Annotated in this window: 21 protein-coding genes; 14 read left to right on the top strand and 7 right to left on the bottom strand. The window is 65.3% G+C overall.

What is annotated here, in order from left to right; translation table 11 throughout:
• Window positions 1-271 precede the first annotated feature (271 nt).
• Entirely contained in the window at window positions 272-1,345 is a 1,074-nt protein-coding gene (locus KVF90_RS03815; protein ID WP_264393529.1) for a TonB-dependent receptor, read from the top strand.
• A gap of 172 nt (window positions 1,346-1,517) precedes the next feature.
• Here the strand turns inward: KVF90_RS03815 and KVF90_RS03810 are convergent, their stop codons facing one another.
• Window positions 1,518-2,183, bottom strand: a complete 666-nt coding sequence (locus KVF90_RS03810; RefSeq protein WP_264393528.1) for a YggS family pyridoxal phosphate-dependent enzyme — start codon at window positions 2,181-2,183, stop codon at window positions 1,518-1,520.
• Here KVF90_RS03810 and KVF90_RS03805 point away from each other — a divergent pair.
• From KVF90_RS03805 to KVF90_RS03775, 7 genes are all read left to right on the top strand, one after another.
• Window positions 2,182-2,745, top strand: coding sequence for a thiamine phosphate synthase (locus tag KVF90_RS03805; RefSeq protein ID WP_264393527.1), 564 nt, complete (start codon window positions 2,182-2,184; stop codon window positions 2,743-2,745). The two genes, KVF90_RS03810 and KVF90_RS03805, sit on opposite strands and share 2 nt — an antisense overlap.
• On the top strand, window positions 2,742-2,924 hold the full coding sequence (locus tag KVF90_RS03800; protein WP_264393526.1) for a DNA translocase FtsK: 183 nt from the start codon (window positions 2,742-2,744) through the stop codon (window positions 2,922-2,924). The genes KVF90_RS03805 and KVF90_RS03800 overlap by 4 nt, the downstream gene beginning before the upstream one ends.
• Window positions 2,925-2,998: 74 nt before the next feature.
• Window positions 2,999-5,431, top strand: coding sequence for an FtsK/SpoIIIE family DNA translocase (locus KVF90_RS03795; RefSeq protein ID WP_264393525.1), 2,433 nt, complete (start codon window positions 2,999-3,001; stop codon window positions 5,429-5,431).
• A gap of 262 nt (window positions 5,432-5,693) precedes the next feature.
• The gene (locus KVF90_RS03790) at window positions 5,694-8,003 is read left to right on the top strand and encodes a TonB-dependent receptor (protein WP_264393524.1); all 2,310 of its coding nucleotides are present in this window, start codon (window positions 5,694-5,696) and stop codon (window positions 8,001-8,003) included.
• 228 nt (window positions 8,004-8,231) lie between these two features.
• Window positions 8,232-9,113 carry a hypothetical protein gene (locus KVF90_RS03785; RefSeq protein WP_264393523.1) on the top strand — a complete coding sequence of 294 codons (882 nt, stop codon included), beginning with the start codon at window positions 8,232-8,234 and terminating at the stop codon, window positions 9,111-9,113.
• Between the two features lies 1 nt (window position 9,114).
• Window positions 9,115-10,152: a 7TM domain-containing protein gene (locus KVF90_RS03780; protein ID WP_264393522.1), complete on the top strand. Its 1,038-nt coding sequence runs from the start codon at window positions 9,115-9,117 to the stop codon at window positions 10,150-10,152.
• 1 nt (window position 10,153) lies between these two features.
• Window positions 10,154-11,089, top strand: coding sequence for a sugar-transfer associated ATP-grasp domain-containing protein (locus KVF90_RS03775; protein ID WP_264393521.1), 936 nt, complete (start codon window positions 10,154-10,156; stop codon window positions 11,087-11,089).
• On the opposite strand, the gene KVF90_RS03770 is transcribed toward KVF90_RS03775, so the two are convergent.
• The 3 genes from KVF90_RS03770 to KVF90_RS03760 all read right to left on the bottom strand — a co-directional run bounded on the left by KVF90_RS03770 (window position 11,086) and on the right by KVF90_RS03760 (window position 13,989).
• Window positions 11,086-11,646 carry a GDYXXLXY domain-containing protein gene (locus tag KVF90_RS03770; RefSeq protein ID WP_264393520.1) on the bottom strand — a complete coding sequence of 187 codons (561 nt, stop codon included), beginning with the start codon at window positions 11,644-11,646 and terminating at the stop codon, window positions 11,086-11,088. The genes KVF90_RS03775 and KVF90_RS03770 overlap by 4 nt on opposite strands.
• On the bottom strand, window positions 11,643-12,797 hold the full coding sequence (locus KVF90_RS03765; RefSeq protein WP_264393519.1) for a DUF2157 domain-containing protein: 1,155 nt from the start codon (window positions 12,795-12,797) through the stop codon (window positions 11,643-11,645). Before KVF90_RS03765 ends, KVF90_RS03770 begins: the two co-directional genes overlap by 4 nt.
• A gap of 130 nt (window positions 12,798-12,927) precedes the next feature.
• The gene (locus KVF90_RS03760) at window positions 12,928-13,989 is read right to left on the bottom strand and encodes a substrate-binding domain-containing protein (RefSeq protein WP_264393518.1); all 1,062 of its coding nucleotides are present in this window, start codon (window positions 13,987-13,989) and stop codon (window positions 12,928-12,930) included.
• A 226-nt stretch (window positions 13,990-14,215) separates the two neighbouring features.
• On the opposite strand from KVF90_RS03760, the gene KVF90_RS03755 reads away from it, so the two are divergent.
• Complete coding sequence (locus tag KVF90_RS03755) at window positions 14,216-15,958, top strand: diguanylate cyclase (protein WP_264393517.1); 1,743 nt, start codon at window positions 14,216-14,218, stop codon at window positions 15,956-15,958.
• A 35-nt stretch (window positions 15,959-15,993) separates the two neighbouring features.
• Here KVF90_RS03755 and KVF90_RS03750 read toward each other — a convergent pair whose 3' ends face one another.
• Together KVF90_RS03750 and KVF90_RS03745 are read right to left on the bottom strand one after the other, a co-directional pair.
• Window positions 15,994-16,386, bottom strand: coding sequence for an acyl-CoA thioesterase (locus KVF90_RS03750; RefSeq protein ID WP_264393516.1), 393 nt, complete (start codon window positions 16,384-16,386; stop codon window positions 15,994-15,996).
• A 117-nt stretch (window positions 16,387-16,503) separates the two neighbouring features.
• Window positions 16,504-18,747 carry a S9 family peptidase gene (locus tag KVF90_RS03745; protein ID WP_264393515.1) on the bottom strand — a complete coding sequence of 748 codons (2,244 nt, stop codon included), beginning with the start codon at window positions 18,745-18,747 and terminating at the stop codon, window positions 16,504-16,506.
• A gap of 135 nt (window positions 18,748-18,882) precedes the next feature.
• On the opposite strand from KVF90_RS03745, the gene KVF90_RS03740 reads away from it, so the two are divergent.
• Both KVF90_RS03740 and KVF90_RS03735 read left to right on the top strand, forming a co-directional pair.
• On the top strand, window positions 18,883-20,688 hold the full coding sequence (locus tag KVF90_RS03740; RefSeq protein WP_264393514.1) for an aminopeptidase P family protein: 1,806 nt from the start codon (window positions 18,883-18,885) through the stop codon (window positions 20,686-20,688).
• A gap of 234 nt (window positions 20,689-20,922) precedes the next feature.
• The gene (locus tag KVF90_RS03735) at window positions 20,923-21,309 is read left to right on the top strand and encodes a VOC family protein (protein ID WP_264393513.1); all 387 of its coding nucleotides are present in this window, start codon (window positions 20,923-20,925) and stop codon (window positions 21,307-21,309) included.
• 121 nt (window positions 21,310-21,430) lie between these two features.
• On the opposite strand, the gene KVF90_RS03730 is transcribed toward KVF90_RS03735, so the two are convergent.
• Window positions 21,431-22,969: a DUF853 domain-containing protein gene (locus KVF90_RS03730; RefSeq protein ID WP_264393512.1), complete on the bottom strand. Its 1,539-nt coding sequence runs from the start codon at window positions 22,967-22,969 to the stop codon at window positions 21,431-21,433.
• A gap of 101 nt (window positions 22,970-23,070) precedes the next feature.
• On the opposite strand from KVF90_RS03730, the gene pabB reads away from it, so the two are divergent.
• From pabB to arfB, 3 genes are read left to right on the top strand one after another with little or no spacing between them, the layout of a single operon-like run.
• Complete coding sequence (pabB, locus tag KVF90_RS03725) at window positions 23,071-24,885, top strand: aminodeoxychorismate synthase component I (RefSeq protein ID WP_264393511.1); 1,815 nt, start codon at window positions 23,071-23,073, stop codon at window positions 24,883-24,885.
• Between the two features lie 42 nt (window positions 24,886-24,927).
• Entirely contained in the window at window positions 24,928-25,605 is a 678-nt protein-coding gene (locus KVF90_RS03720; RefSeq protein ID WP_264393510.1) for an RluA family pseudouridine synthase, read from the top strand.
• Window positions 25,598-26,026, top strand: a complete 429-nt coding sequence (arfB, locus tag KVF90_RS03715; RefSeq protein ID WP_264393509.1) for an alternative ribosome rescue aminoacyl-tRNA hydrolase ArfB — start codon at window positions 25,598-25,600, stop codon at window positions 26,024-26,026. Before KVF90_RS03720 ends, arfB begins: the two co-directional genes overlap by 8 nt.
• Window positions 26,027-26,142: the final 116 nt, after the last annotated feature.

The raw sequence follows: 26,142 nt of genomic DNA, 5'->3' as shown, positions 1-26,142 counted from the left end.
TATCGCGATTATCAGGCCGCCACCCGCGGCGATATCGACGCGACCCCGCGCTTCCTGTTCCACTCGAACACCCTGACCGAACAGGACCAGATCTCGAACGAACTGCGTTACGCGATCTCGACCGGCGGTCTCGACCTCACCTTCGGCGGTTTCTACTTCAAGCAGAACCTTGCCTATGACGAGAGCCGCGAACTGCGCCGCGACCTGCCCGTCAACCTGCGCCCCCCCCGTGTTCTACGGCGGCGGTCGTCAGGAGCACGAAGTGATCGGCGTGTTCGCCAATGCCCAGTACGAAATCTTCGACGGCTTCTCGCTGATCGGCGGTATCCGCTGGAATCAGGAAACCAAGGACGCGGCAGTCACCTACATCGTCGGTCGTCCGGCCTGTTCGGTTGTTGCAGGCACCTGCCCGACCGGCACCCAGCCGTTCAATCCGGCCACCGAAACCAACGGCTTCACCGATGACGTGCGGTTCCGCAACGTTTCGCCCAAGGTCGGTGCACAGTATGAATGGGGCAACAGTCAGGTCTATGGCCACTGGAGCCGCGGCTTCCGTTCGGGCGGTTACAACTTCCGCATCACCAACATCCCGGTCTTCAACCGGGCGTTCAACGCCACGCGATCGCTGGGCTTTGATGAAGAGCAGGTCGACAATTACGAGATCGGCGGCAAGTTCCAGACCGTTGACCAGTCGCTCACGCTCAACGTCGCGGCTTATGTCACCAAGGTCGGCAACATGCAGCGCGAAGTGAACCTCGCCGATCCGGGCGCGGGCGTGGTGCAGAACATCCTCAACACCGCCGATGCCACGATCAAGGGCTTCGAAGCCGAAGCGCGCATGCGCGTGTCGGAATCGCTGGCCTTCACCGCCAACATCGGCATCACCGATGCCGGGTATGACCGGGTGCTGTTCGACATCTCGGGCGATGGCTTCATCACCGATGCCGACCTCGATCTGAGCCTGCCGCGCGTTCCCCCCGTCACCGTGGGCGTGGGCTTCATCCACGATTGGGATCTCGGCAACAGCGGCGCGATCCTGACCCGCGTGAACTACCAGTACCGCGACCGTGCAGCCTACACCGACGACAACTTCGGCTGGCTGAACGATCTCAGCAACATGGAAGCCAACATCACCTGGACCACCCCGGTCGATGGGCTGTCGCTGTCGCTCTATGGCCGCAACCTGTTCGATCAGGTGCAGGAAGGCGGCGACACGCAGGTTCCGTTCGGCGGCCCGCGTTCGGACGGGGTGCAGCAGCCCTTCCAGCAGCGTCCGGGTGCAGGCACCTTCTCGCCGCTGATGCGCGGCCGCAACATCGGCGTCGAAGCTCTGTTCGAGTTCTGATGCTTTTGATGGCGATCGCCCCTCCGGGCGATCGTCCTCGCTAGGCGCGCAGCAAAGCTGCGCCCGCTGCGGGCGGCCGGTCGGCCGGTCGGCCTTGCGGTCGCTTTGCGACCGGGACTCGCGAACAAAAAGAAGGGGCGCCCAAGCAATGGGCGCCCTTTTTTGTACTGGACTAGCCCCGAGCGCCGAACAGCGCAGAGCCGACCCGCACGTGGGTCGCGCCGAGCATCACTGCGGTTTCGTAATCGCTGCTCATCCCCATGCTGAGCCCCGTCAGCCCATGATCCGCGGCCAGCTTCGCCAGCATCGCGAAGAACGGCGCGGCTTCGGTGTCGGCGGGGGGGATGCACATCAGCCCGGCGAGCGGGATCGCAGCCGCGCGCACCTGTTCCAGAAACGCCGGAAGCTCGGCCAGCGGACAGCCGCCCTTCTGCGCCTCGTCGCCGATATTGACCTGCACGAAGCACGGCACCTGCCGCCCCGCCTTGTCCATCGCCTTGGCCAGCGCGGTCAGCAGGCTCAGCCGGTCGAGCGAGTGGATCACGTCAAACGCCGCCACCGCTTCCTCGGCCTTGTTCGATTGCAGTTGGCCGATGAGGTGGAGTTCGATATCGGGATAGGCCTCGCGCAAGGCGGGCCACTTGGCCTGCGCTTCCTGCACGCGGTTCTCGCCGAACACGCGCTGGCCGGCATCGATGAGCGGCTGGATCGCCTCGGCCGGATGGGTCTTGCTGACCGCTATCAGTGTAATGTCTTCGGGCGAACGCCGGGCTTGCTTGCAAGCGCGGGCGATGTTGGCGTTCACTTCGGCGAGGCGGGCTGCGGCTGTATTATCCATGGCCGCGCTCTATAGCGGGTGGGTGACGCGCGCAAAGACTCTCCCTGCCATCTGGCTGATCAGCGATGCCCGCAATGATGCGGGGCTGGAGCGCACGCTTGCCCGCCTGCCGCGCGGGTCCGGCTTCATCTACCGCCATTATCACCTGTCCGATGCGGAGCGCCATGCGCGGTTCCGCGCGCTGAGGCGGGTGGCGAAAGCGCGGGGCCATATGACGATCCTCGCCGATTCGGCGCTGACCGCACGCGAATGGGGCGCAGACGGCATCTATGGAGCGCCGCGCAGCCTCACCCCGCGCCGCGCGGGGCTGATCCACCTCGCCACAGCGCACAGCCTCGGCGAACTGGGGCTTGCCGCGCGGATCGGAGCGGATGCGGCGCTGCTCTCGCCGGTTTTCCCGACCCGCTCGCATCCGGGGGGAGGGACGCTGGGAGCGGTGCGGTTCCGGCTGCTGGCAGGGCGATCACCACTGCCGGTGATCGCGCTCGGCGGCATGAACCGCCACCGCGCCGGTGCCCTTCGCTGGCCCCGCTGGGCCGCCATCGACGGTTTGAGCCAATGAACGACCGCGACGATGACGAGCTCTACCGGCGCGCCTGCGAGTATATCGCGCGCGGCGGCCAACCACGCACCTCGCATCTGATGATCCGCTTCCAGGTCGGGTTCAATCAGGCCTCGCGCTGGATCGATCGGATGATGGCAAACGGCATCCTCACGCCGCCAAGGGACAGCTTCCATTAGCGGATCGGACCGGAAAAGGTTTGACCCGCCAGCCGGTAGGATTCATGATGTGTTCCGCTCAGGAGACACCCCCCATGGCCAGCCGCGCGGTCACACCCGTTAAACCCGGTCGCCAGACCCCCCATCGTCAGACTGATGCCGAATGGCGCGCAGGTCTGCGCCGCAGCATGCGCCGCATCGCCCAGATGACCGGTGCCGGACTGCTGCTGGGCGCATGCATTTTCCTCGCGCTGGCGCTCGCCAGCTACACCCAGACCGACCCCAGCCCCTCGACCGCTGCCGACCCCGGCGAAGTCGCTAACTGGATGGGCGCGAGCGGGGCATGGCTGGCCGACCGGGTGCTGCTGATCTTCGGCCTGCCCGGCGCGCTGCTGCTGCCGCTGCTCTATGTCTCGGCGCGCAAGCTGTGGCGCGATGTCGAGAATGGCGACGCGCCCGAAACCACCGCCTGGTGGATGCCGACCGCGCTGCTGCTGATCGCCATGACGCTGATCGCGACGGTGCTCAGCCTCGGCTTTGAAGGGCCGGGCGGCACGCTTCCCGCACAGGCCGGAGGGCTGACCGGCCTGCTCGGCGCGAGTGCGGTGCAGGCGGTCGCAGCGCGTTTCGGCGAGCAGGCGGAAGGCTGGGTGATCCTCGGCCTCGCGCTCACCAGCCTTGCGGTGGGCGTGGCATTGCTGACCCGCATTTTCGCGATCGACTGGCGGGCGCTGATGAGCCTGCCCGATTTCCTCGGCGGCGGCTCGCTCGCCGGGCTGATGCGCCGCCTGCCGCTGCCGGGCCGCAAGAACGCGCCCGCATTGGCCTTCGCGGGTGATGGCGAAGAGGGTGACGATGCTGCGCCCGCCCCCCGCCCGCGCCGCGCCGCCAAGGGCGCAAGCCTCGCCGAGCCCGATTTTGACGACCGCCCGCGCCGCTCGCCCGAGATCAGCGATCCTTCGGCCCCGCCCAAACGCGCCGCCACCACCAAGACCGCGCAGCGCGATATGTTCGCGCCCTACAATCTGCCCAGCCTCGACCTGCTGGCCGAACCGCCGCAGGATAAGGCGCCCAAGCTCGACAAGCTGGCGCTGGAACGCAACGCCCGCCTGCTCGAAAACGTGCTCGACGATTTCAATGTGAAGGGCGAAATCACCGCGGTGCGCACTGGCCCGGTGGTGACCATGTACGAACTGGAGCCCGCCCCCGGGATCAAGGCGAGCCGCGTGATCGGCCTGGCCGAAGACATCGCCCGCAACATGAGCGCGATCTCTGCGCGCGTATCGCCGATCCCTGGACGCACTGTTATGGGCATCGAACTGCCCAATCAGGATCGCCAAGTGGTGATGCTGAAGGAACTGGCCGCCTGCGCCGATTTTGCCGATGCCAAGGGCAGCCTGCCGATCATTCTGGGCAAGGATATCGCGGGCGAGCCGATCATCGCCGATCTCGCCGCGATGCCGCACTTGCTGGTCGCGGGGACGACCGGTTCGGGCAAGTCCGTGGGCCTCAACGTCATCCTGCTGAGCCTGCTGTACCGCTTCACGCCCGCCGAATTGCGCCTGATCCTGATCGATCCCAAGGTGCTCGAACTCAAGACCTATGACGATATCCCCCACCTGCTTTCGCCGGTAGTGACCGAGCCTGCCAAGTCAGTGCGCGCGCTCAAATGGGCGGTCGAGGAAATGGAGCGCCGCTACCGGATGATGAGCGCGATCAGCTCGCGCAACATCCACTCCTTCAACGAGAAGGTCAGCGCCGCCATCGCCAAGGGCAAGCCGCTCGGGCGGCGGGTGCAGACCGGGTTCGACCCTGAAACCGGCGAGCAATTGTTCGAGGAAGAACAGCTCGATTACCAGCCGCTGCCGCAGATCGTGCTGATCGTCGACGAACTCGCCGACCTGATGGTCACCATCGGCAAGGAAATCGAAGTCCTGATCCAGCGCCTGTCGCAGAAATCGCGCGCGGCGGGCATCCACCTGATCATGGCGACCCAGCGCCCTTCGGTCGATGTCATCACCGGCGTCATCAAGGCGAACCTGCCGACCCGCATCAGCTTCAAGGTGACCAGCCGGATCGACAGCCGCACCATCCTTGGCGAACAGGGCGCCGAACAACTGCTGGGCAAGGGCGACATGCTCTACAAGCCCAACACCGGCGCGATGGTGCGCGTCCACGGGCCGTTCGTCTCTGACGAGGAAGTCGAGGCAGTGGCGGATTTCTGGCGCTCGCAAGGCGCGCCGACCTATGTCGATGCGGTCACCGAGGAACCGGAAGACGGCGGCTTCGGCTTCGAGGACGAACTCACCGCTTCCGACAATCCGGAAGAGCGCAAGTACCGGCAGGCCTGCCAGATCGTGATCGAGAACCAGAAGGCGAGCGGCAGCTGGCTCCAGCGCCAGATGGGCGTGGGCTACAACACCGCCGCCAAGTGGATCGAGCGGATGGAGGAAGACGGCCTCGTCGGCCCGTCCAACCATGTCGGCCGCCGCGAGATCTACCGCGATCGCGACGGCAATCCGCTTTAGTTTTTGATCGCGCTGACGCGCGATGCAGACCACCCGCCCCACCTCCCCACCCGGCCACCAATGATACCATCAGGCTATGGTGGCCGGGTGGGGAGGTGGGGCGGGTGGTCTGCGCCACCGCAAGTGGCCCGGAACAAAGATGCATTTGGGCAACGTCCCGAAACTGTAAATCCGCTGTAACGCGCGCTTCACCAAGCCGTCGCTGCGGCGTCACCATCGCCTGTCACCGGCAAGGCCTCTCCACCAACAGGGAAGTCTTGCCATGCTCCGCACCCCATTCACGCGCGTCTCGCTAATTGCGCTGACCGCCACCCTCGCCGCCGCCCCGCATGCGGCCTTCGCGCAGAGCGCCGATGCTGCCGCCGAGGACGACGACGTCTCGGGCAACCAGATCATCGTCACCGCGCAGAAGATCGAACAGCGCGCCGTCGACGTGCCAATCACCATCACCGCCACCACCGGCGATCGCATCCGCGACCTTGGCGTGACCGATCTCGACGAGCTTTCAAGCTATGTCCCCGGCCTTCTCATTCAGGAGCAGAGCGCCAACAACCCCGGCGTCGTGATCCGCGGCATCACTTCGGATAGCGGCTCGGCGCAGCAGGGCCCGCGCGTCACGCTCTATTACAACGGCGTCGACATCTCGCGTTCGCGCGGCAGCTATCAGGCGATCTACGATCTGGAGCGCGTCGAAGTGATCAAGGGCCCGCAGGCCACCCTGTTCGGCACCGCTAGCGCCGTGGGCGCGATCAGCCTGGTTTCGGCCCGTCCGCGTGAGGGCTTCTCGGGCGAGGTGCGCGGCGGATACGGCAACTTCAACCAGACGCTGCTGGGCGGCTTCCTCAACATCGGTAGCGACACGCTCGCGTTCCGCCTTGCGGGCGAATGGCGCACGCGTGACGGCTATGTCGAGAACCTCAATCCGAACCAGGAAGAGGAGCTTTACGCACAGGACCAGCTGGGCCTGCGCGCCTCGCTGCGCTGGACCCCGACCACTGACCTCACTGTCGACCTGATCGGCACCTATGACCAGCAGCGCAACGGCGGCACGCCATTCATTTCCGGCACCTTCCCGGGCTTCACGGGTGCACCGGGCAGGGCGGCCAATGCCTTCCGCAACGCCAACCTCTCCGGCAATCCTGCCGGCGCAGTCGCGCTGGGCGACGACCAGCTCGGCCTCAACCGCGAGGTCTATGATCTCAACCTGACGCTCGATTACCAGTTCGCCGACGGGTGGAGCTTCACCACAGTCAACGGCTACCGCAAATTCGACAGCGCCGAGGTGTTCGATGCCGACGGTAGCGCTGCGCCCTTCCTCGAATTCGCCGAAATCGCGAAGGGCTGGCAGATCAGCCACGAAGGCCGCTTCACCTATGCGGGCGACAGCCTGCGGGCGAGTGCGGGGTGGAACCTGTTCATCGAAGACAGCAGCCAGCGGGTGCCCTTCGCTACCGAGGAAGGCGTGTTCCTCACCTGCCTTGGCGGCCTTTTCGCCAACCCGCGCAACCTCTGCGTGGCTCCGAACGGCAGTGTCCCCTCGCTGGGGGTCACCAACATTCCCTACACCTCGGTCTTCGAAAATCAGGGTCGCAACGAAGCCTATTCGGTCTTCGCTGACGCCACCTGGACGCCGTTTGCGGCGCTCGAGCTGACGGCGGGGGTGCGGTTCCTTGACGAATATCGCCAGTCCGGCTTCTTCGCCCGCGTGCCCAACAGCGTGCTGACCGGTGCGCCGCTGGTCCCCGGCCAGCTCGACACCAGAGGGCAGACCTTCACCGCCGATGACGATTTCACCGCGGTGTTGCCGCGCTTCAACGCGCTCTACCGGGTGACGGATGATGTGAACGTGTTCGCCACGGTCTCCAAGGGGCGCCGCTCGCCGGTGGTGCAGCTCGGCGCGCGGCGTGACGGGGCCAACGTTATTGCCAACCGGCTCGACGTGCCCGAGGAAACCGTCTGGAACTACGAAGGCGGCATCAAGCTGGCGAGCGGTTCGGTGTCGGCTGCGCTCGGCGTCTATTATCAGGTTTACAACGACTTCCAGGTGACAGTGCTCCTGCCGGACGGCACCAGCCGCACCGAAAGCGCAGGCAAGGCGTCGAACCTCGGGATCGAAGGCGAGCTGGCGGTGGACGTGACCGAATGGCTCAATGTGTTCGGCAATTTCGGCTATATCGACGGCGGGATCGACGAGAATAGCAGCTTTGCGCCGCAGTTTTCCGGCGCGCGCTTCCGCTTGCAGCCGGAATGGCAGGCATCGGGCGGGTTCACGATCGACAAGGACTTTGGCGGCGTCCGCTTCTTCGCCACGCCGAGCGTGACACATCGCAGCCGCATCTTCTTCGAGGTGCCGAACAATCCGCTGATTTCGCAGGACAAGGTGACGCTGTTCAACGCGCGTGCAGGCCTGAGCTTCGCCGACGAGCGTTATGAAATCGCGGGCTTCATCCGCAATGCCTTCAACGAGGATTACCTGCTGGACGCGGGCAACACCGGCGGAGCTTTCGGCGTTCCGACGTTCATTCCGGCCGAACCGCAGTTCTACGGGGTGGAAGTGACCGCGAAGTTCTGATCCGCGCGCCGATCCGGCAGACTGGTGGCGGGGGCCCTGTGCCTCCGCCACTTTGCGTTTTCAAAGGGTTGGCCCAAGGCGCCGCGACACCCAAGAATGTTTATAATCAGGGTTAGGAATATCTAAACGATGCACCCCGTAATCCGGCGTGGTTAATGGGGGCTAATCATGTTTTTGACTACATTCCGGCTGAATTCGGGGCCGTACGTAAGACTGGGGCGGGCAGCGATGCTGGCTTTGGGTCTTGTCCTTGGCGCGCCGCTCGCAGCCGCGCCGGACACCGGCTGGCGGCTTGAACCTGATGCCCGCATCGAAGTGCAGACTGTCAGCGCCCAAACCACCACCCGTGACGAGGACCTCGTCATCGACGGCGAGGCCGTTTCGGTGCGCGGGCAGATCGGCCTCGGGATCGAGAGCAAGCGCACCCGCGTGCGGCTTGAGGCGGACCGGATCGAGGTGTTCCGCCTTGGCGACGGGCGCCGCGATGTCTCGCGCGACCGGCTCACCGCGAGCGTCGAGCATGACGTCACCGACCGCTTCGAAATCCAGGCGCAGGTGCGGCGGTTCGACGACCTTGTCACGGTCGAATCCGCCGACACCGATGCGTGGGAGGGATCGACGCGGCTGACCTTCGAGCCCGATCGGGACAACCGCTTCCGCCTGGCCGGCACATGGCGTGACCGGCAGTACGACAACGGCGCAGACCCGGCGACCACCGGCGAAGGTCCGCGCGTCGATGCGCAGTACCGCCGCCGGTTTGGCCCTCTTCACTATCTCGCCTTCGATCTGCGCGCGGAGAGCATCCGTTCAGACGATCCCGATCGCGGCTATGAACGTGAATCCGCGGGCGCCGCCTATACGCGGCCAATCGCTCCCGATCTTCGGGTGCGCCCCGCGATCGAGGTGATCCGCACCCGTTTCGATGACCGTATCGCCGATAACGGCGCCCTGCGGCGCGACCGGCAGGTGGTGCCCGAACTCGAGCTGCTATGGTGGCCCGGCAAGTGGCGCGTCGAGGCCGAGGCCAAGTACGTCTTCTTCAAGAGCAACGAAAGCGTACGCGAGCGCGAAGGCTATCGGCTGACGCTGTCGGTTGGGTACGTGTTCTGACGTGATCGCACGTCTCCGCCAGACTTGGGAACGCGCGACCCCGCAGGTCAAGCGGCCGTTCTATGTCGGCATCACCGTTGGCTTCGTGCTGGCGGTGCTGGTCGGGCTTGGCATTGCCAATACCGACAGTTACTTCGTGCTTCCCTCGTCGCTCGAAGGGGTGGCGACGTCGCAGGCGATCTGGGGGCTGAAGCCGTCCAACCTGCTGATGGTGCTGCCGCTGGGCGCGTTTCTGGTGGTGCTGGCGCGCAGCTTTGTGGGGTTGAAGGCGTTCGGCCTGTTCACCCCGATGCTGATCGCGGTCGCCTTCCTTCAGATCGGTCCGGTGATGGGGCCCGTGGTGCTGTGTTCATCGGTGCTGGTCGGCATGATCGTGACACCGAGCCTGCTCAAGCTGCGGATGACCCGCGTGGGCTTTCTCGGCGTATTGATCTCGCTGATCGTGCTGGTGCTGGTCGCCATGCAGATGATTTTCGACATCAAGCTGCAGGTCGATGCCTTTCCCGTGATCGTCTGCGCGCTGTGCGTTGAGCGGTGGTGGAAACAGTGGGGCAAGGACGGCGGCAAGCCGGCAGCGAAGATGGCGTTCAACACCTTTATGCTGGCGGTGGTGATCGAATTCGTGATGGTTTCGGACTTTGCACTCGCGCTGATCGAATGGTCGCCGCTGCTGATGCCTGCGACCACCGCCATCGCGATTGCGGTTCTGGGGCGGTATCGCGGCCTGCGCCTGTCCGAAATCCATCGCTTCGCGCCTATCTGGCTCGAACGGCGACGCAAAGCGCGCAGTATCACCAATCCCGATCAGTTCGAACTCGATCTGGAACCGCCAATCATGGCTGCGGCAAAAGAACGCGCGCCACCGCTTCAGGGAATGTGGGTGATCGAATCTCCTGCTGATTTCGCTCGTGGGCGGCGCAGGCGCGTTCCGCAGCCGATCATGCCGAACAAGGAGGCTCAGTTCGAGCCTCGTTTCGACGCGTCTGGCCGACCGCTGAAGCACAATGCCTGGATCATCGAATCGGTGGACGATGTTTGAGATGTTCAATCTGTTTCGCAAGCAACCGCCCAAATACGACGCGCTCAGCAAGCTGCGCCCGCCGCCGCTTGATCACATCGACGAGATCCTCGGGATCAACTTGCGCAATGCCCTGATCCAGAAATACAATCCGCGCCACGCCATCGAGCGCGCGCGCGACAAGGTGGCCGCCAAGGTTGCGCTGGAAGCGGCGGGGATCGCCTGCACCGGCACAGTCGCGGTGATCGACGATCACCAGAAGCTCAGCAGTTTCAAGCCGACCCGCGACATGCCCGATGCCTGGGCGATCAAACCCGCGCGCGGATCGCAGGGTGACGGAATTCTCCTCGCCGTCCGGCGCGAGGGCAACACCTGGTACAAGGGATCGGGCGCGCCTTTGACCGAGGACGCGGTGATGCACCACATCCAGAAGGTGGTCGATGGCGGCTTTTCGGGCGATTCCGCCGCAGAGGACGCCGCGCTGATCGAGCCGCTGATCATCGCCGATCCGGCTCTGGCCAAGATCGTGCCCGAAGGCCTCCCCGATCTGCGCGTCATCAGTCTCCATTACACCCCGCTGATGGCGATGGTGCGGCTGCCGACGATCGAAAGCGACGGCAAGGCCAATCTGCATCAGCGCGCCATCGGGGCCGGGATCGACATGGTCACCGGCAAGATCACCCGCGCGGTGGTGAAAGGCACGCCGATCACGCACCACCCCGATACCGGCGTGCCGCTGATCGGGTTCGAGATTCCGGGCTGGGAGCGGGTGCTGGAACTGGCGGCGAAGTGCGGGCCTGCCGTGGGGCTGGGCTATTGCGGGGCGGACATCGTGCTCGATGTCAACGAAGGTCCGCTGGTGATCGAGGTCAATGCCCACCCGGGCATCGAAATCCAGAACATCAATCAGGCCGGGCTCAAGGTCCGGATTGCGGCGACGGGCGAGGATTTCCGCTAGGGAGAGGACATGATCGCGGGCGGGTCGAAACGCTGCTCGGTTTCGGCGTCTTGCGCATCACGCTCGGCAACTTCCTCGGGCGTCAGCGGGCGGAAGCGGATGCTGATCGGCGTGAAACTGCCGTCTTCGCGCTGGCGGATGGTGACGATCCCGCGCTGGTCACGATTGCGCAGCTCCTTCTCCAGCTTTGCGGCGCGGTCTTGCCCGATATAGAGCCGCCCGCGCGTCAGAGCGTCCCACCGATACACGTGCTCGCCCTCGGCGCGCAGGGGATTGGCGCAGACGGTGCCTGCCTCCACATCCGCCACCCGCGTGATCCGGGGTGCCTGGCCTTCGAGGCATAGCGCCGCGAAATCATTGTCTCTTTGTTCGTCGATCCCCGGCCAGTCATAGCTGAACTCGACATAGTGCCCGCGCAGGTAATCGCGCGGGTCGTAGCCCTCGATCGGAACCTCCCATTCGGTGCCGGTGTGGTAGGTGCGGTCACTCTGCGCCCACAGCGCGGCGAGACCGACAAGCGGGAGGACGGCAGCGGCGAGACGGGCGGCGCGGATCATGCTTCAGCCTCTCCCGAGGGAGCAAAGCGCTTCGACACGCGCACCGCCACCCATGCCACGCCGAGGATCATCACCCCCGACAGGATCAGTCCGAAACCGCTGGTGAGCAGGTCGGCGGCAAGTTCGAAGCTGAGGATGATGAGCCGCAGCGCGATCACGCCGACGGCAAGCTGGAACACCCCGCGCCACTGGGCGACCAGCGCGGCGGCGGCAATCCCCGCCCACAGCGCCATGAATAGCAAGGCGGCGGGGGCAGGCAGTTCGTTGACTGTGGCAGCGAGCGGCAGGACCACGCCCGAACCGACGATGATTGCGCCCGCCATCCGCCCTGACAGGCTGCGGCGCGCAAACAGCACACCAAAGCCTGCGACCAGTGCGACGGCGCTGCATGCGGCGATGCCCCACCAAGCCGACACCAAAACCTCTTTGACGAAGCCGCCGCCGCTCGCGAAAGCGCATGCGAAGGAGGCGCCTGCAACGGCATAGGCGAGCGCCAGCTGTTCGAGCCGCCGCCAGAAATCGGCGCGCGCGCTCCGCTCCCTGCACAGCGCCGCGAGGGGGGCAAACATTACCGGCAGAGCAGTGATGAAGCCCAGCCGCATCATCAGGCTGTCGAAATCAGGCTCGGGCGTCACGTTGTAACCGGTGACGGCATCGACATATTCCCACGCGCACCACACCGCCCCGCCCAGCACCGCCAGCGCGGTGGGCCAGCTGCGCCCCATCAGCAGCAACAGCGGCGCGAACAGCGCAAGCCACACGGCGAGCGGCTGCCACAGCGGCGAAGATGTCTGATAGACCTGCCCGAGATGCCCGAAGAACGTCAGGCCCAACGCTGCGGTGACGAACACCAGCGCCTCGACCGACCACGGCGAATCCTCTGCCAGCCGCGCTTCGCGCCACCACAGCACACCCAGCATCCCGGCGATCAGCGCCAGGTGCACGGCAAGCCGCAGCAGGCCGGGAATGTCCTCCCAGTTGGCGGCAATGACGGAAACCAGCCCCAGCCCGATCGCCAGCGCGCCAATGCCCGATATCGCCCACAGCACCAGCGGGCGCGCGTGAGCGGTTTCATAGGCAAGCAGACGATCACGCGTGGCGGCGTCGATCAGGCCGGCATCATGCCATTGGGCGATTTTGCGGGCGCTCATAACCGGAACCTATAGCGCCAATCGGTCAGCGGCAACCGTACTAGTACATGTGGTCCGATCCGCGCAGATACAAAAACGCAGGGTGGACAGCGATGCCATCCACCCTGCGCTCTGTAATCCGATCAATATGTTACTTGGCTTCGAGTTCCGCCTTGGTCAGCACCGGCTGGCTCTGCACCTTGGCGGCGTTGGCCGTCATCGATTCGGGCGTCATGGCGACCATGCCGATCTTGGCGAGCGGGCCGCCCTTGCCCCAGCTTTTCACCCATTCGTTCATGTAGGCATCGAGACCGGGGATCGCGCGCATGTGCGCCTTCTTGATGTAGACATACAGCGGCCGCGCACCGGGGTAGGAGAAGCCGGCGATGTTCTCGTAGGTCGGCTGGACGCCGTTCATCGGCAGGCCCTGCACCTTGTCGAGGTTCTCTTCGAGGTAGGAATAGCCGAAGATGCCCACCACGCGCGGGTTGCCTTCTATCTTCTGGACGACGAGGTTGTCCTGCTCGCTCTGGTCGACATAGGCGCCGTCATCGCGCACTTCGGTGCAGATCTGCTTGTACTTGTCCTCGTCGCTGTCCTTGAGCGCCTTCATCGCCGGATCGGCCTTGCACCCGGCTTCGAGGATCAGTTCCTTGAGCGCATCGCGCGTGCCCGAGGTGCTGGGCGGGCCGTAAACGAGGATCGGATCGGCGGGGAGCGCCGGATCGACATCCTTCCAGGTCTTGGCGGTCTGCGGCTTGCCATAGGGCTGCGCGGCCAGCGCCTTGTAAACCGTCTCGGGCGAGAGGTTCAGCATGATTCCGCCCTTGGCCGAGGCGAACACGATCCCGTCGAGCCCGACCTGGAGTTCGATCACCTCGTCGACCTTGTTCGACACGCAGGTATCGAATTCCGACGCCTTCATGCGGCGCGAGGCGTTGACCATGTCCGGAGTGTTGGGGCCGACGCCCGAACAGAACAGCTGGATGCCGTTGCCCGTGCCGGTGGATTCGATCAGCGGCGAGCGCATGTCCGGGTTCGAGCGGGCGAAGTTTTCCGCGACCAGCTTGGCGAAGGGATAGACCGTCGACGAGCCGACAGCGTGGACGGACTGCGCGTCCGATCCGCCGCTGCTGTCGCAGGCAGCAAGAGTCGAAGCGGCAAGCGCCAGAGCGGCGCCGGTCTTGAGAGAAGCAGTGAAGCGGTATGCCATGAAAAACCCCGATAAGCGCAAGGAAGCGCGCCCCTATGCATGCCCGCTAGCCCCCTTTCATGACAGCAATATGACTTAACTCCGACAGCCGCAGCACGAGTGCCGTCGAGACTGAACCGGCAAAATCGCATTAGAGGCAAGAGCCTGAAAGACCGTCATTTTATCTCCATAACGGATGCTTCCAGCTTAACAGCATCGTAAGAGCTTTCATGGTAGTCCCCCCGACATGGCATTTATGCGCCTCTTCTACCGGCTTGGCATGGTCGCTGTGCTGCTGGCGTTATGCGTTGCCCGCCCGGCAATGGCTGACGACCATACAGTGCCCACCTTCGCACCTGCGTGCCATTCGGCGACCGGGTTGACTCCCGGCGTGCGCGCGATGCAGCCGCGCGCGCAATGGACCTGCGACAACAATGAATGGCGCTCCGATGTGCCTGCGGTGTGGCTGCGGTTCGAGGCCGAAAGCTGGCAGGGCGAGAAGCTCCCGCAGCATTTCTTCAGCCGCATTGCGCGGTTCACATCGATCACCTTCCACGCCATCGATGCCGACGGCGAGACCCGCACGCGCCGCCTGACCCAGGCCGATGGCGAAGCGTTCCCCTCTGGCCCGGTCTTCCGGATGCCGCTGCCCGAAATCACCGACAAGACCACAGTCGTGCTCGCCCGGATCGAGGCACCGCATTCGGTGCCGCTGCTGACCGAAGCGCGGATCACCCATGATCCGGGCAAGGCCGAATGGTCGCAGGTCGACATGATGCTGCTCGCCTTTGTCGCGGGGATGCTGATCCTGCCGCTGCTGTTCGACATCAGCTTCTTCGTGGTGCTGCGCGAACGCTTCGTGGTGCTGCACGCGGCGATGGTCACCGCAATGATGACCTATGTGCTGACGGCGGGCGGACTGGCATCGGCCTTCCTCAACATGCCGATCGCGCTGATGGCGGTGCTCGCGCCGCTTTCCTGGGCGCTGGGCGCGGGGATTTCCGCGCTGTTCCTGAACGCGTTCCTGGAACGCGGGGCGCAGTCGCGGTTGATGCGGCGGGTTACCGTGGCAACCGGTTGGTTCACCATGATCGTGCCCGGGTTCTTCGCCTTGCAGCTCGATCTGACGCAGCCGATCGACGATGTCGGTTACTTCCTTACCTTCCTGCCGTGCATCGCCGTGATGAGCGCGGCGGTGCTTGAAGCAGTGTTGCGCGGCAGCCGTTCGGCGCGGTTCATCGCGGTCGCGTGGTTGCCGATCATCATCACTTCGATCGAACGCCTGCTGCGCGGACTCGGCTGGCATGTCGGCCCCTCCAGCCTCGACCAGATGATGTATGTCGCCATCGGTATCGAGGTGGTGGTGATCAGCCTTGCGATTGCCGACCGCTTCCTGGCGCTGCGGCACGAGCGCGATGCGGCGCTGACCGAAGCGAAGATGCTGGAACAGATTTCGACCCGCGATTCGCTGACCGGCCTGATGAACCGCCGCGCGATCGAGGCGCGGTTTGACGAGCTGCTGGTGCAGGGCTTCCACACCTTCGCGCTTGTCGATCTCGACCGGTTCAAGGCGATCAATGACCTCCACGGCCACCAGGTCGGCGACGCCGCGCTGATCGCCTGCGCCAGCGCGATCCGCGCCGCCGGGGACCGGGATTCGATCGCTGTCCGGCTGGGCGGCGAGGAATTTGTGGTGCTGCTGCGCGGCCCGCGCCCGCTCGAACGGGCCGAGGCGATGCGGCAGGCGATCCCGATGCGGATTGCCAAGGAAGTGCCGGGGCTCGATCTGCCTGTCACCGCCAGCATGGGCGTGGTGGTCGTGAACGAGGCCAACCGCCACAAGATGGCCTTCGCCGAGTTCTATGCCCGCGCCGATGCGCTGATGTACGAAGCCAAGGCAAGCGGCCGCAACCGGCTCGCCTATGAACGCCTCACCGTGTTCACCGCCGCCCCCGAAGGCCGGCGCGACGGCGAGGACCGCGCGGCTTAGTTTGCGTGCGGGCGCAGACCAGCCGGTCCGAACCCTTACAAAAACCCCTCGAGAACTTCCGGCCGGACCCGCGCCAGCCGACCGGTGGCGCGATCAATCATCGCCCAGGTGGTCGCCGCGCTGACGAGCCGCTTGCCCGCGGCGTCCGCGAACTCGACCCGGCGGAGCGACTTGGCTCCTTGCGCCGGCCCTTCAATCCATGTCGTCGCGGTAACGCTTTCGCCCAGAGCGATATTGCCGCGATAATCGATCTCGTGCCGCACCACGACCCAGAAGAACGCCGCGCGATCCTGCGGGCGAGCGGCGCTGTCCCAGTGGGCTGTCGCCATGTCCTGAATCCACTGCACCCACACCGTATTGTTGACGTGGCCAAGCTCGTCGATGTGCTCGGGGAGCGCGGTGTAGGTGCGGGTGAAGGTGTTGGTCATGGAAAAACTATTCCGGCACCAAGGCACCGAGCAGTTCAAGCAGCAGCAAGAGCAAGAACGGCAACGACAATATCGCCAGCGCGATAATGGCGAGGCCGCGCCCGTAACTGGGTGCCCTCACTCGCCCTCGCTCTTCGGCGCCATCCCCATCTGCCACAGGATGAAGGCGAATTCCTCCGCGGTTTCCTTGAGGCTGTTCCAGCGGCCCGATTGCCCGCCGTGGCCTGCGCCCATGTTGGTTTTCATCAGCAGCAGGTTGTCGTCGGTCTTGAGCTCGCGCAGGCGTGCGACCCACTTCGCCGGCTCCCAATAGGTCACGCGCGGATCGTTGAGGCCCGCTGTCACCAGCATCGGCGGGTAATCCTTCGCCTCGACCTGATCATAGGGCGAGTAGGACAGCATATAGGCAAACGATGCCTTCGAGGTGATCGGGTTGCCCCATTCCTGCCACTCGCCCGGGGTGAGCGGCAGCTTCTCGTTGAGCATGGTGTTCAGCACATCGACGAACGGCACGTGGGCGACAATCGCGCCGTATTGCCCCGGATCCTGATTGACGATCGCGCCCATCAGCTCGCCGCCGGCCGAACCGCCGCTGGCGGTGACCATGCCCTCGGCGGTGTAGCCCTTGGCGATCAACCCGCGCCCGGCATCCACGAAGTCGTTGAAGGTGTTGGTCCGTTCGAACATCTTGCCCTGCAGATACCAGCGCCGCCCGAGATCATCCCCGCCGCGAATATGCGCGATGGCGTAGGCAAAGCCGCGATCCACCAACGACAGCCGCGTGGTCGAAAAGCCCGGCGGGATCGCATAGCCATAGGCACCGTAGGCATAGAGATGCAGCGGCCCCGGCCCTTCGATCCCGGCCTTCTTCAGGATTGCCGCGCGGTCCTTGCGCATCACGATGCTGACCGGAACCATCGTCCCGTCACGCGCCTGCACGCTCACCCGCTCGGTGACATAGAGGCTGGCGTCATAGCCGCTCGGGATTTCCTGCGTCTTGAGGGTCGTCAACCCGCCGGTCTTGACGTCATAGTCATAGACCGTGCTCGGCGTGACCATGCTCTGGTAGGAGAGCCGCAGCGTGCTGACGTCATATTCAGGGTTGTTGGAAAGGCCCGCCGTGTAGCTCGGTTCGGGGAAGCTGATCGGCGTCACCTTTGACGGCGCGGCGTATTGGCGCAGCTGGATCTGGTCGAGCCCGTTCAGCCGCCCTTCGGTGACGAAGAAGTCCTTGTAGAGATCGAAGCCGGTCAGATAGAATTCGTCCGACCCCGCGATCACCGTCTGCCAGTCACCCGGCGTCTTCAGGTCAGCCTTGGCGAGGCGGAAGTTGATGTGTTCGTCATTGGTCCACACCCACAGCTCGCCGTCGCGCACGTCGACGCTGTATTCGACGCCCTTCTTGCGCGGCTTCACCAGAATCGGCGTTGCGGTGGGGTTGGCGGCGGGGACGAGGCGCACTTCGCTTGTCTCGTTGTCGCCCGCGGCGATCACCAACCAGTCTTCCTGCGCGGTCAGGCCCGTGCCGACGCTGAAGCTCTGGTCCGCCTCCTTGTAGAGGGTGACGTCGCTTTCCGCCGGGGTGCCGATCACGTGCAGCTTGGCTTCCAGCGTGCGCCATTCCTCGGTCGAGGGGCCATAGACCAGCGCCGTATCATTCGCGACCCAGATGAGATCGCTGCGCAGATTGGTGATGATATCGGGCAGCAGCTCGCCGGTCTGCAGATCCTTGATCCGCGCGGTGTAGCGTTCGGACCCGTCGGTGTCGGTCGAATAGGCAAGGAACCGCCCGTTCTGGCTGACCGATGCCGCGCCAAGGCTGAAATATTCCTTCCCTTCGGCGAGCGCGTTCTCGTCGATCAGCAATTCCGCTTCACCGCCCGCAACGGGTTTGCGGTAATGCTTGCGATACTGCGCGCCTTCCTCGAACTCGCTCCAGTAGAGGTAGTCGCCGTCCTTCTGCGGCACGGTGGAATCGTCTTCCTTGATGCGCGCGCGCATCTCGGTGAACAGCGCTTCGGTAAGCGGAGCCTGCGCGGCCATCTTGGCTTCGAAATAGGCGTTCTCGGCCTTGACGTGGTTCAGCACATCCTCGTCATCCACCGTGGGATAGGACTTGTCGTACAGCCAGTCATAGGGGTCTTCGATGGTGATCCCGTGGTGCGTGTAGGTGTGCGGGCGCTTTTCGGCGACCGGCGGCTTGATGTCAGTGTTGGCAGCAGTGGAAGCGGCGGATGACGTGGTCACGCGGGACTGTTCCTCTCGGGTGGTGGTGTTCGCGGCGGCAGGCGCAGAAGTGGTGGCCGCCAGCCCAAAGGCAAGTGACGTGGCAAGGGCCAGGTGGCTGATCGGTCGGGTCATGGTCGGTCGTCCCTTATGGCAGATGGCAGTCGCGCATCCGGGTGGAAAGGCGCTGCCTTTGGGCCTATGTTGGCGGTTCTAGTGATACATTCCTGCGCGGCAAGTGCTCCGCGCGATAAGCCGAGGATCGACGAAATGCTGATGCAGACCCACGAAGCCCGCCTCGCCGCGCTGCGCGAGGAGTTGAAGCGGCGCGGCGTGGATGGCTTCGTCATCCCGATCAGCGATGAACACATGAGCGAATATGTCGGCGACTATGCCCAGCGCCTCGCGTGGCTGACCGGCTTTGGCGGATCGGCGGGCTTTGCGGCGGTGACGCTCGACCACGCGGCGATCTTCGTGGACGGGCGCTACACCGTGCAGGTGCGCGAACAGGTCGACGGGAACCTGTTCGATTACAAGAGCGTCCCCACCGACACGCTGTCAGGCTGGCTTGCCGAAGTGTGCGAAAGCGGCGCGACAATCGCCTATGATCCCTGGCTCCACACCTGGGCCTGGGTGGAGGCGCTGGAAAAGACAGTCGCGCCCAAGGGCATTACACTGGTGCCTGCGGCCAGCAATCCGCTCGACGCGGTATGGGCCGATCAGCCCGCGCCCTCGCCAGCGGTGGCGATTGCCCATGACGAGGCGATGGCAGGCCGTTCCTCGGCGGACAAGCGCGCTGCGGTGGCCGATTGGCTGATCAGGGAAGGTCATGATGCGGTGGTGATCCCCGCGCTCGATTCGGTCGCATGGCTGCTCAACATCCGCGGCGCGGACGTGGCGCATACGCCGGTCGCCCTGTCCTATGTGATCGCGCACAAGGACGGCAGCGCCGAACTGTTCATCGCGCCCGAGAAGGTGACGCCGGAACTCACCCGCCACCTCGGCAATGCGGTGACGATCCGCGACCGTACGGCGTTTGAAGGCGCGCTTGCCGGCTTTGCGGGCAAGAGCGTGGCGATCGATCCCGATTTCGCCGTGGTCGGCATCGCGCAAGCCTTGCGCGCGGGCGGGGCGCAGTTCGCCTTCAAGCAGGATCCGACGATCCTTGCCAAGGCGATCAAGAACCCCGCCGAACAACAAGGCCACCGCGACGCGCAGGCGCGCGACGGCGCGGCGGTGTCGAAGTTCCTGCGCTGGCTGGAGATCGAAGCGCCCAAGGGCGGGGTGGATGAACTTTCCGCCGCGGCGAAGCTTCAGGCCTTCCGCGAGGAAGATCCCGGCCTCAGCGATCTCAGCTTCGACACCATCTCCGCCGCTGCCGGCCACGCCGCACTGCCGCATTACAAGGTGGACGAGGACAGCAATATCCCGATCCCGCCGTCCTCGATCTACCTCGTGGATTCGGGCGGGCAATATCCGGGCGGCACCACCGACATCACCCGCACCGTGTGGGTGGGGCCGGGTGAGCCTTCTGCCGAGATGCGGGATCGCAATACCCGCGTGTTGAAAGGCCATATCCAGCTTGCCCGCGCGGTGTTCCCGCAAGGCACGGCGGGCGGCCAGCTCGATGTGCTGGCGCGGCAATATCTCTGGGAAGCGGGGGTCGATTACGCCCACGGCACCGGCCACGGGGTGGGCAGCGTGCTCGCCGTGCACGAAGGCCCGCAGCGCATTGCCAAGCCTGCGGGCGGGCAGGCCGGGACGGGGCAGGAGCTGTTCGCGGGCATGATCCTCTCCAACGAGCCGGGCTATTACAAGCAAGGCGCCTTCGGCATCCGGATCGAGAACCTCGTGCTGGTGGAAGAGCGCACAATCGCCGGGATGGAAGGCCGCTATCTCGGCTTCGAGACGCTGACCTTCGTGCCGCTGGATCGCAAGCTGATCGAAAAGGCGCTGCTGACCGCCGAGGAAGTGGCGTGGGTGGATGGCTATCACGCGCAAGTGCGCGCGCTGCTTTCGCCGAGGCTTGCGGGCGAGGATCTGGCATGGGTGGAGCGGGAAACGCAGCCACTCTAGTATCGTCGCCCCGTGCTTGATCCGGGACCCAGCTTTCTTGTTTGCGTGCCCGCCTCCGCGGACACGTCCTCGGCGAGTTTCCGTCGCTTCGCGCCGGATCGCCTGCGGCTCGCGCGCGTGCGCTCGCGGCCCGTCCGGTGGCGGGCCGATGTCGTGCGCCCATGACAACTTGTTAGCGCCCAAATGTTCCTGTAATGTTCTCTCACATGATTCGCTTCAAACGGGAGAAACACGATGATCGGTTACGTCACTCTGGGCACCAATGATCTGCCGCGCGCTGCGGCCTTCTATGACGCGCTGGCCGCGCAGTTCGGCGTGGGGCGGATGATGGATACCGAAGCCTTCATCGCCTGGGGCGAATGGGGCGGCGCGCCGGGAATCGCGGCGACTTTACCTTTCGATGGGGCACCCGCCACGGTCGGCAACGGGGTGATGGTTGCGCTGGAGGTGAAGACCCCCGATGCGGTCCACGCGGTCTACGACACGGCAATCGCCCACGGCGGCACCTGCGAAGGCGCGCCCGGCCCGCGCGGAAATGACGGCTTCTACGCGGGCTATTTCCGCGATCCCGATGGCAACAAGCTCAACGCCTATTGCATGGTCGCGCCAGCCGAAGCTTGAGCCGGTCCAGTGCGGGGTTTGGCAAGGTCAGACCCCGGCTAGACCCCGGCTAGATCCCCTCTAGCCCCCCCTTAGACCCCGCTAGCCCGGATGTTTCATGTGAAACATTCGGGCCCGCAGATCAGCGCATCAGGCCGCCGATCAGGTTGCGGACAAAGGCCGTCGCTCCGGTCTTGATCGGATCGGCACCCGATTTCTTGCCGAGCACCATCGCCACCGCCATCGAGGCCAGTGACCCGCCCGCCGCGGTCAGGGCGCTCTTGCCGGCCTTCTCCCATGCCGAGGGCGTCTTGCGTTCGCGCTTGGCGACTTCCTCGACGCCCTTTTCGGCCACTTCCTGCGCGGTGGCCGCGGCATCGGCGGCCTTAGTGGCGAGAACTTCGGCGGCGCTCTCGCGGTCGGCGCGGGTATCGTACTTGCCTTCGAGCGGGCTAATCGACTGAATAATAGCGCGTTCCTTGGGCGTCACCGGCCCAAGGCGCGACCGCGGCGGCTTGATCAAGGTGCGCTCCACCACGGTCGGCGCGCCGTCTTCATCCAGCGTCGAGACCAGCGCTTCGCCGACCTTCAGCTCGGTGATCGCGCTCTCGACATCAAGCTTGGGATTGACCCGGAAAGTCTCCGCCGCCGCCTTGATCGCGCGCTGGTCCCGCGGGGTGAAGGCGCGCAGCGCGTGCTGCACCCGGTTGCCCAGCTGGCCCGCGACTTCTTCAGGAATATCAATCGGATTCTGGGTGACGAAGAACACGCCCACGCCCTTGGAACGGATCAGGCGCACCACATTCTCGATCGTGTCCTGCAGCGCCTTGGGCGCATCGTCGAACAGCAGGTGCGCCTCGTCAAAGAAGAACACCAGCTTCGGCTTTTCGGGATCGCCGACTTCGGGAAGCGATTCAAACAGTTCCGCCAGCAGCCACAGCAGGAAGGTGGCATAAAGCTTCGGACTGCGCATCAGCTTGTCGGCAGCCAGCACATTCACATAGCCGCGCCCCTGATCGTCCACTTTCAGGAAATCGCCAATCTCCAGCGCCGGCTCGCCGAAGAAATGGTCTGCCCCCTGCGCCTCGAACGAAAGCAATTGCCGCTGGATCGATCCGACCGAAGGCTTGGTGACATTGCCGTATTTCCCTGACAATTCAGCCGAATTCTCGTTCGCCCAAGCCAGCAGTGCCGACAGATCGGCGAAGTCGAGCAGCAGCAGGCCGTTCTCGTCGGCGTAGCGGAAGATGATCTGGAGGACGCCTTCCTGCGTCTCGTTCAGATCGAGCAGACGAGACAGCAGCAGCGGTCCCATCTCCGACACCGTGGTGCGGATCGGGTGGCCCTGTTCGCCGTAAAGATCCCAGAAAATCACCGGATTATCCGCATAGGTATAATCGGTGATGCCGAGTTCCTTGGCGCGGCTCTCCAGCTTGTCGGCGTGCTTGAAAGTGGGCGAACCCGGCATGGCGATGCCCGAAAGGTCGCCCTTCACATCGGCGACGAACACCGGCACCCCGGCAGCGGAGAAGCTCTCGGCGATGCCCTGGAGGGTCACGGTCTTGCCGGTGCCGGTCGCCCCGGCGATCAGCCCGTGGCGATTCGATCGGCTGAGCGCCAACGCCTGCCGCGATCCATCCGCGCCCAGCCCAAGATAGATATCGCCCGCTTGCTCGCCCATTCGTGATCCCCGATTTTACAATACTTGACCCTGATGTGCAGGGGCCGCCCGCAGCGGTCAAGTTCTCGACTTGCGCGGCATTTGCGGTATGGCTGCACCGCATGGGTCAGCCTACGCCATTTGTCCTGCTCGACGATGCCCGCGCCGGAGAAGGCGGGGCCGATGCGCTGCTTTACGAAGCACCGCGCGCGCTGTTCGTCGCGCACCGGCCCGACGAAGTGGACGCCGTCCTCGCCGCAGCGGAAGCTGCGCGGGTGGCCGATGGCGGGTCGCTGGCGGGCTATATCGCATATGAGGCAGGGCTGGCGCTGGAACCGAAGCTGGCAGCACTGGCGGCGGCGCGCAGCGGGGCGGCAGGGCCGCTGGTGTGGCTCGGGCTGTTCGATACTCCCCGCAGGATCGCGGCGGCCGATGTCCCCGCCTGGCTGGCCGACCGTTCGGATGGCCCCGGCACGCTCGGCCCGATGGAGCCGCAGCTCTCCCCCGGTGGCTATGCCGCAGCCTTCGCCACCTTGCGCGAGGCGATCCACGCGGGCGACATCTATCAGGCGAACCTCACCTATCCGCTGGCCGGATCATTCCGCGGCGATCCGGTGGGGCTCTATGCCGCGCTGCGCGATGCGGCGGCGGCGGGATATGGCGGGCTGATCTTCGACGGATCGCACTGGCTGCTGAGCTTTTCGCCCGAGCTGTTCGTGGCGCTCAATGGGGCCGAGGCCAAGGTCAAGCCGATGAAGGGCACCCGCCCCCGCAGCCCGGAACCTGCGGCTGACGCGGCGCTGGCTGAAGACCTCGCCACCTCGGTGAAAGATCGGGCCGAGAACCTGATGATCGTCGACCTGATGCGCAACGACCTGTCGCGCGTGGCCGAAGCGGGGAGCGTCCATGTCGATGCGCCTTTCGCGGTCGAGAGCTATCCGACGGTGCACCAGATGGTCTCGACCGTCCGCGCGCGCCTCAGCCCCGGCAAGGGCGCGATGGATCTGGTGCGGGCGCTGTTCCCCTGCGGATCGATCACCGGCGCGCCCAAGATCCGCGCGATGGAACTGCTGGTCGATGTCGAACGTGATGCGCGCGGGCCTTACTGCGGCGCCATCGGCCGGATCGATGCTGACGGCAACGCCGCCTTCAATGTCGCGATCCGCACGCTGCGCCTCACCCCCATCGAAAACGGGCAGGGCAGCGCGCTGCTCGGCATCGGATCGGCGATTGTCGCCGATAGCGAGCCGCTGGCCGAACGGCGCGAATGCGAGGTCAAGGCAGGCTTCCTGCGCCGCGCCGCCCCCGGTCTCACCGCGCCGGTCTGCGACCTGATCGAGACCATGCGGTTCGAACCCGAAAGCGGGATCGCGCTGCTGGAACTGCACCTCGCGCGGATGAAGGCGAGCGCCGCCGCACTGGGCTTCACTTTCGATCGCCATGCCCTGCGCAACCAGATCCAGGCGCTGTGCTTTGAACTCGATGCCCCCGCCCGGGTGCGGCTGCTGGTGGCACGCAGCGGGGCGAGTGCGCTGGAAACCGCGCCGCTGCCCGCGCTGTTGCCCGAGCCGGCGAAGGTTGCCGCCCTGCCCCATCCGCTCGACCCGTCGGACTGGCGGCTGGCGCACAAGACATCGGACCGGGGCTTTTACGAGGATGCGCTGGCCGCCGCCCGCAGCTTCGGCGCGGACGAGGCGGTGCTGGTGCGCGGGGTTGGCCTCGTGACCGAGGGCAGCTGGACGAGCATCTTTGCCGACGGGCCGGACGGCGTGCTGCTGACACCGCCCCTTGCGCTCGGCCTCCTACCCGGCGTGCTGCGCGAACATCTGATCGCCGAGGGCAAGGCGCGCGAGGCGGAGCTGACGCTGGAGACGCTCGCGGGCGGCTTCTGGATCGGCAATGCCCTGCGCGGGATGATGCGGGCGCAGTTGGTCTGAAGCCCCCTTCGACAATCGCGCAGCAAGCCGCTATCGGGCCCCATGGCTGACATCAAAATCCTCTACGAAGACGGCGAAGCGCTGGTGATCGACAAGCCGTCCGGGATGGCGGTCGACCGGCCGCGCAAGGGCGGCATCTGCCTCGAAGACCACCTGGAGCGGCTGAAGCTCGGCTTTCAGCGGCCGCCCGTGGCGGTGCACCGGCTCGATACCGATACCTCGGGCTGCCTGCTGCTCGCCCGCAATCCCAAGGCGCTGGCGCGCTTCAACAAGGCGTTCGAAGACCGGCTGGTGGGCAAGACCTATCTTGCGATCCTCGCCGGTCGTCCGCCGGGCGAATCGGGAACGATCGAACTCTCCCTCACCAAGATCAGCTCGGCCGAAAAGGGCTGGCGGATGATCCCGGCGAAGAAGGGAAAGCCCGCGGTCTCGCATTGGGAACTGGTCGAGGAACTGGGGCCGAACAGCCTGATCCGCTTCCGCCCCGAAACCGGCCGCACCCATCAGCTGCGCATCCATGCGCTGGCGGGCCTTGGCGCTCCGCTGCTGGGCGATCCCGTCTATGGCGCGGGCAACGCGCCGGGGGCCAAGCGCACGATGCTGCATGCCGAGAGCCTCTCGGTCACCCGCCCCGGCAAGTCGCCGATCGAAGCGCGCGCAGCCCTGCCTGCCGATTTCCTCGCTCTAGGGGCGAAGGATGGCGGGGCGAAAGATGGATGAGGATGCCCCTGAACCGTTAAGCGCCCGCGCGATCCGGCTGGCGAGCGAAAGCTTCCTCGCCGGTTCCGGCCCGGGCGGGCAGAACGCCAACAAGGTCGCCACCGAGGTGGAGTTGCGCGTCAACATCTACGCGCTGCGCCTGTCGCCGCCCGTATTCGCGCGGCTGCGGACGCTGGCGGGCGCGAAGCTGGCGGGCAACGGCGATCTCATCATCAATTCCAAGGCGCACCGCACCCAGGAAGCCAACCGTACCGACGCGCGGGCCAAGCTGGCCGCTCTGCTGGAAGAGGCCCAGACCGAACCCAAGCGCCGCGCCAAAACCCGCCTCAACCGCGTCGGCAAGACAGAACGGCTCAAGGTCAAGAAGGTGCGCGGCACGGTGAAGGCCAATCGCGGCAAGCCCAGCAGTTCGGACTGGTAGCCCGCCCCCAACCTCGCCTTGACTTTTCCCCGTGAATCGGCGAATGGCGCGCCCGTGTGGCGGTGTGCCGGACCTTCCGGGTGCGCCGCTATTTGCTTTTTTAGCCCTGCGTGAAG

The organism is Porphyrobacter sp. ULC335, from assembly GCF_025917005.1.
Classification (GTDB): domain Bacteria; phylum Pseudomonadota; class Alphaproteobacteria; order Sphingomonadales; family Sphingomonadaceae; genus Erythrobacter.
This window is presented reverse-complemented; position numbering and strand designations above follow the sequence as displayed.

Coding starts and splice junctions, on each gene's coding strand:
- KVF90_RS03805 (WP_264393527.1), top strand. CDS start 2,182: ATGGCCGCGCTCTATAGCGGGTGGGTGACGCGCGCAAAGACTCTCCCT.
- KVF90_RS03810 (WP_264393528.1), bottom strand. CDS start 2,183: ATGGATAATACAGCCGCAGCCCGCCTCGCCGAAGTGAACGCCAACATC.
- KVF90_RS03800 (WP_264393526.1), top strand. CDS start 2,742: ATGAACGACCGCGACGATGACGAGCTCTACCGGCGCGCCTGCGAGTAT.
- KVF90_RS03795 (WP_264393525.1), top strand. CDS start 2,999: ATGGCCAGCCGCGCGGTCACACCCGTTAAACCCGGTCGCCAGACCCCC.
- KVF90_RS03790 (WP_264393524.1), top strand. CDS start 5,694: ATGCTCCGCACCCCATTCACGCGCGTCTCGCTAATTGCGCTGACCGCC.
- KVF90_RS03785 (WP_264393523.1), top strand. CDS start 8,232: ATGCTGGCTTTGGGTCTTGTCCTTGGCGCGCCGCTCGCAGCCGCGCCG.
- KVF90_RS03775 (WP_264393521.1), top strand. CDS start 10,154: ATGTTCAATCTGTTTCGCAAGCAACCGCCCAAATACGACGCGCTCAGC.
- KVF90_RS03770 (WP_264393520.1), bottom strand. CDS start 11,646: ATGATCCGCGCCGCCCGTCTCGCCGCTGCCGTCCTCCCGCTTGTCGGT.
- KVF90_RS03765 (WP_264393519.1), bottom strand. CDS start 12,797: ATGAGCGCCCGCAAAATCGCCCAATGGCATGATGCCGGCCTGATCGAC.
- KVF90_RS03760 (WP_264393518.1), bottom strand. CDS start 13,989: ATGGCATACCGCTTCACTGCTTCTCTCAAGACCGGCGCCGCTCTGGCG.
- KVF90_RS03755 (WP_264393517.1), top strand. CDS start 14,216: ATGGCATTTATGCGCCTCTTCTACCGGCTTGGCATGGTCGCTGTGCTG.
- KVF90_RS03750 (WP_264393516.1), bottom strand. CDS start 16,386: ATGACCAACACCTTCACCCGCACCTACACCGCGCTCCCCGAGCACATC.
- KVF90_RS03745 (WP_264393515.1), bottom strand. CDS start 18,747: ATGACCCGACCGATCAGCCACCTGGCCCTTGCCACGTCACTTGCCTTT.
- KVF90_RS03740 (WP_264393514.1), top strand. CDS start 18,883: ATGCTGATGCAGACCCACGAAGCCCGCCTCGCCGCGCTGCGCGAGGAG.
- KVF90_RS03735 (WP_264393513.1), top strand. CDS start 20,923: ATGATCGGTTACGTCACTCTGGGCACCAATGATCTGCCGCGCGCTGCG.
- KVF90_RS03730 (WP_264393512.1), bottom strand. CDS start 22,969: ATGGGCGAGCAAGCGGGCGATATCTATCTTGGGCTGGGCGCGGATGGA.
- pabB (WP_264393511.1), top strand. CDS start 23,071: ATGGGTCAGCCTACGCCATTTGTCCTGCTCGACGATGCCCGCGCCGGA.
- KVF90_RS03720 (WP_264393510.1), top strand. CDS start 24,928: ATGGCTGACATCAAAATCCTCTACGAAGACGGCGAAGCGCTGGTGATC.
- arfB (WP_264393509.1), top strand. CDS start 25,598: ATGGATGAGGATGCCCCTGAACCGTTAAGCGCCCGCGCGATCCGGCTG.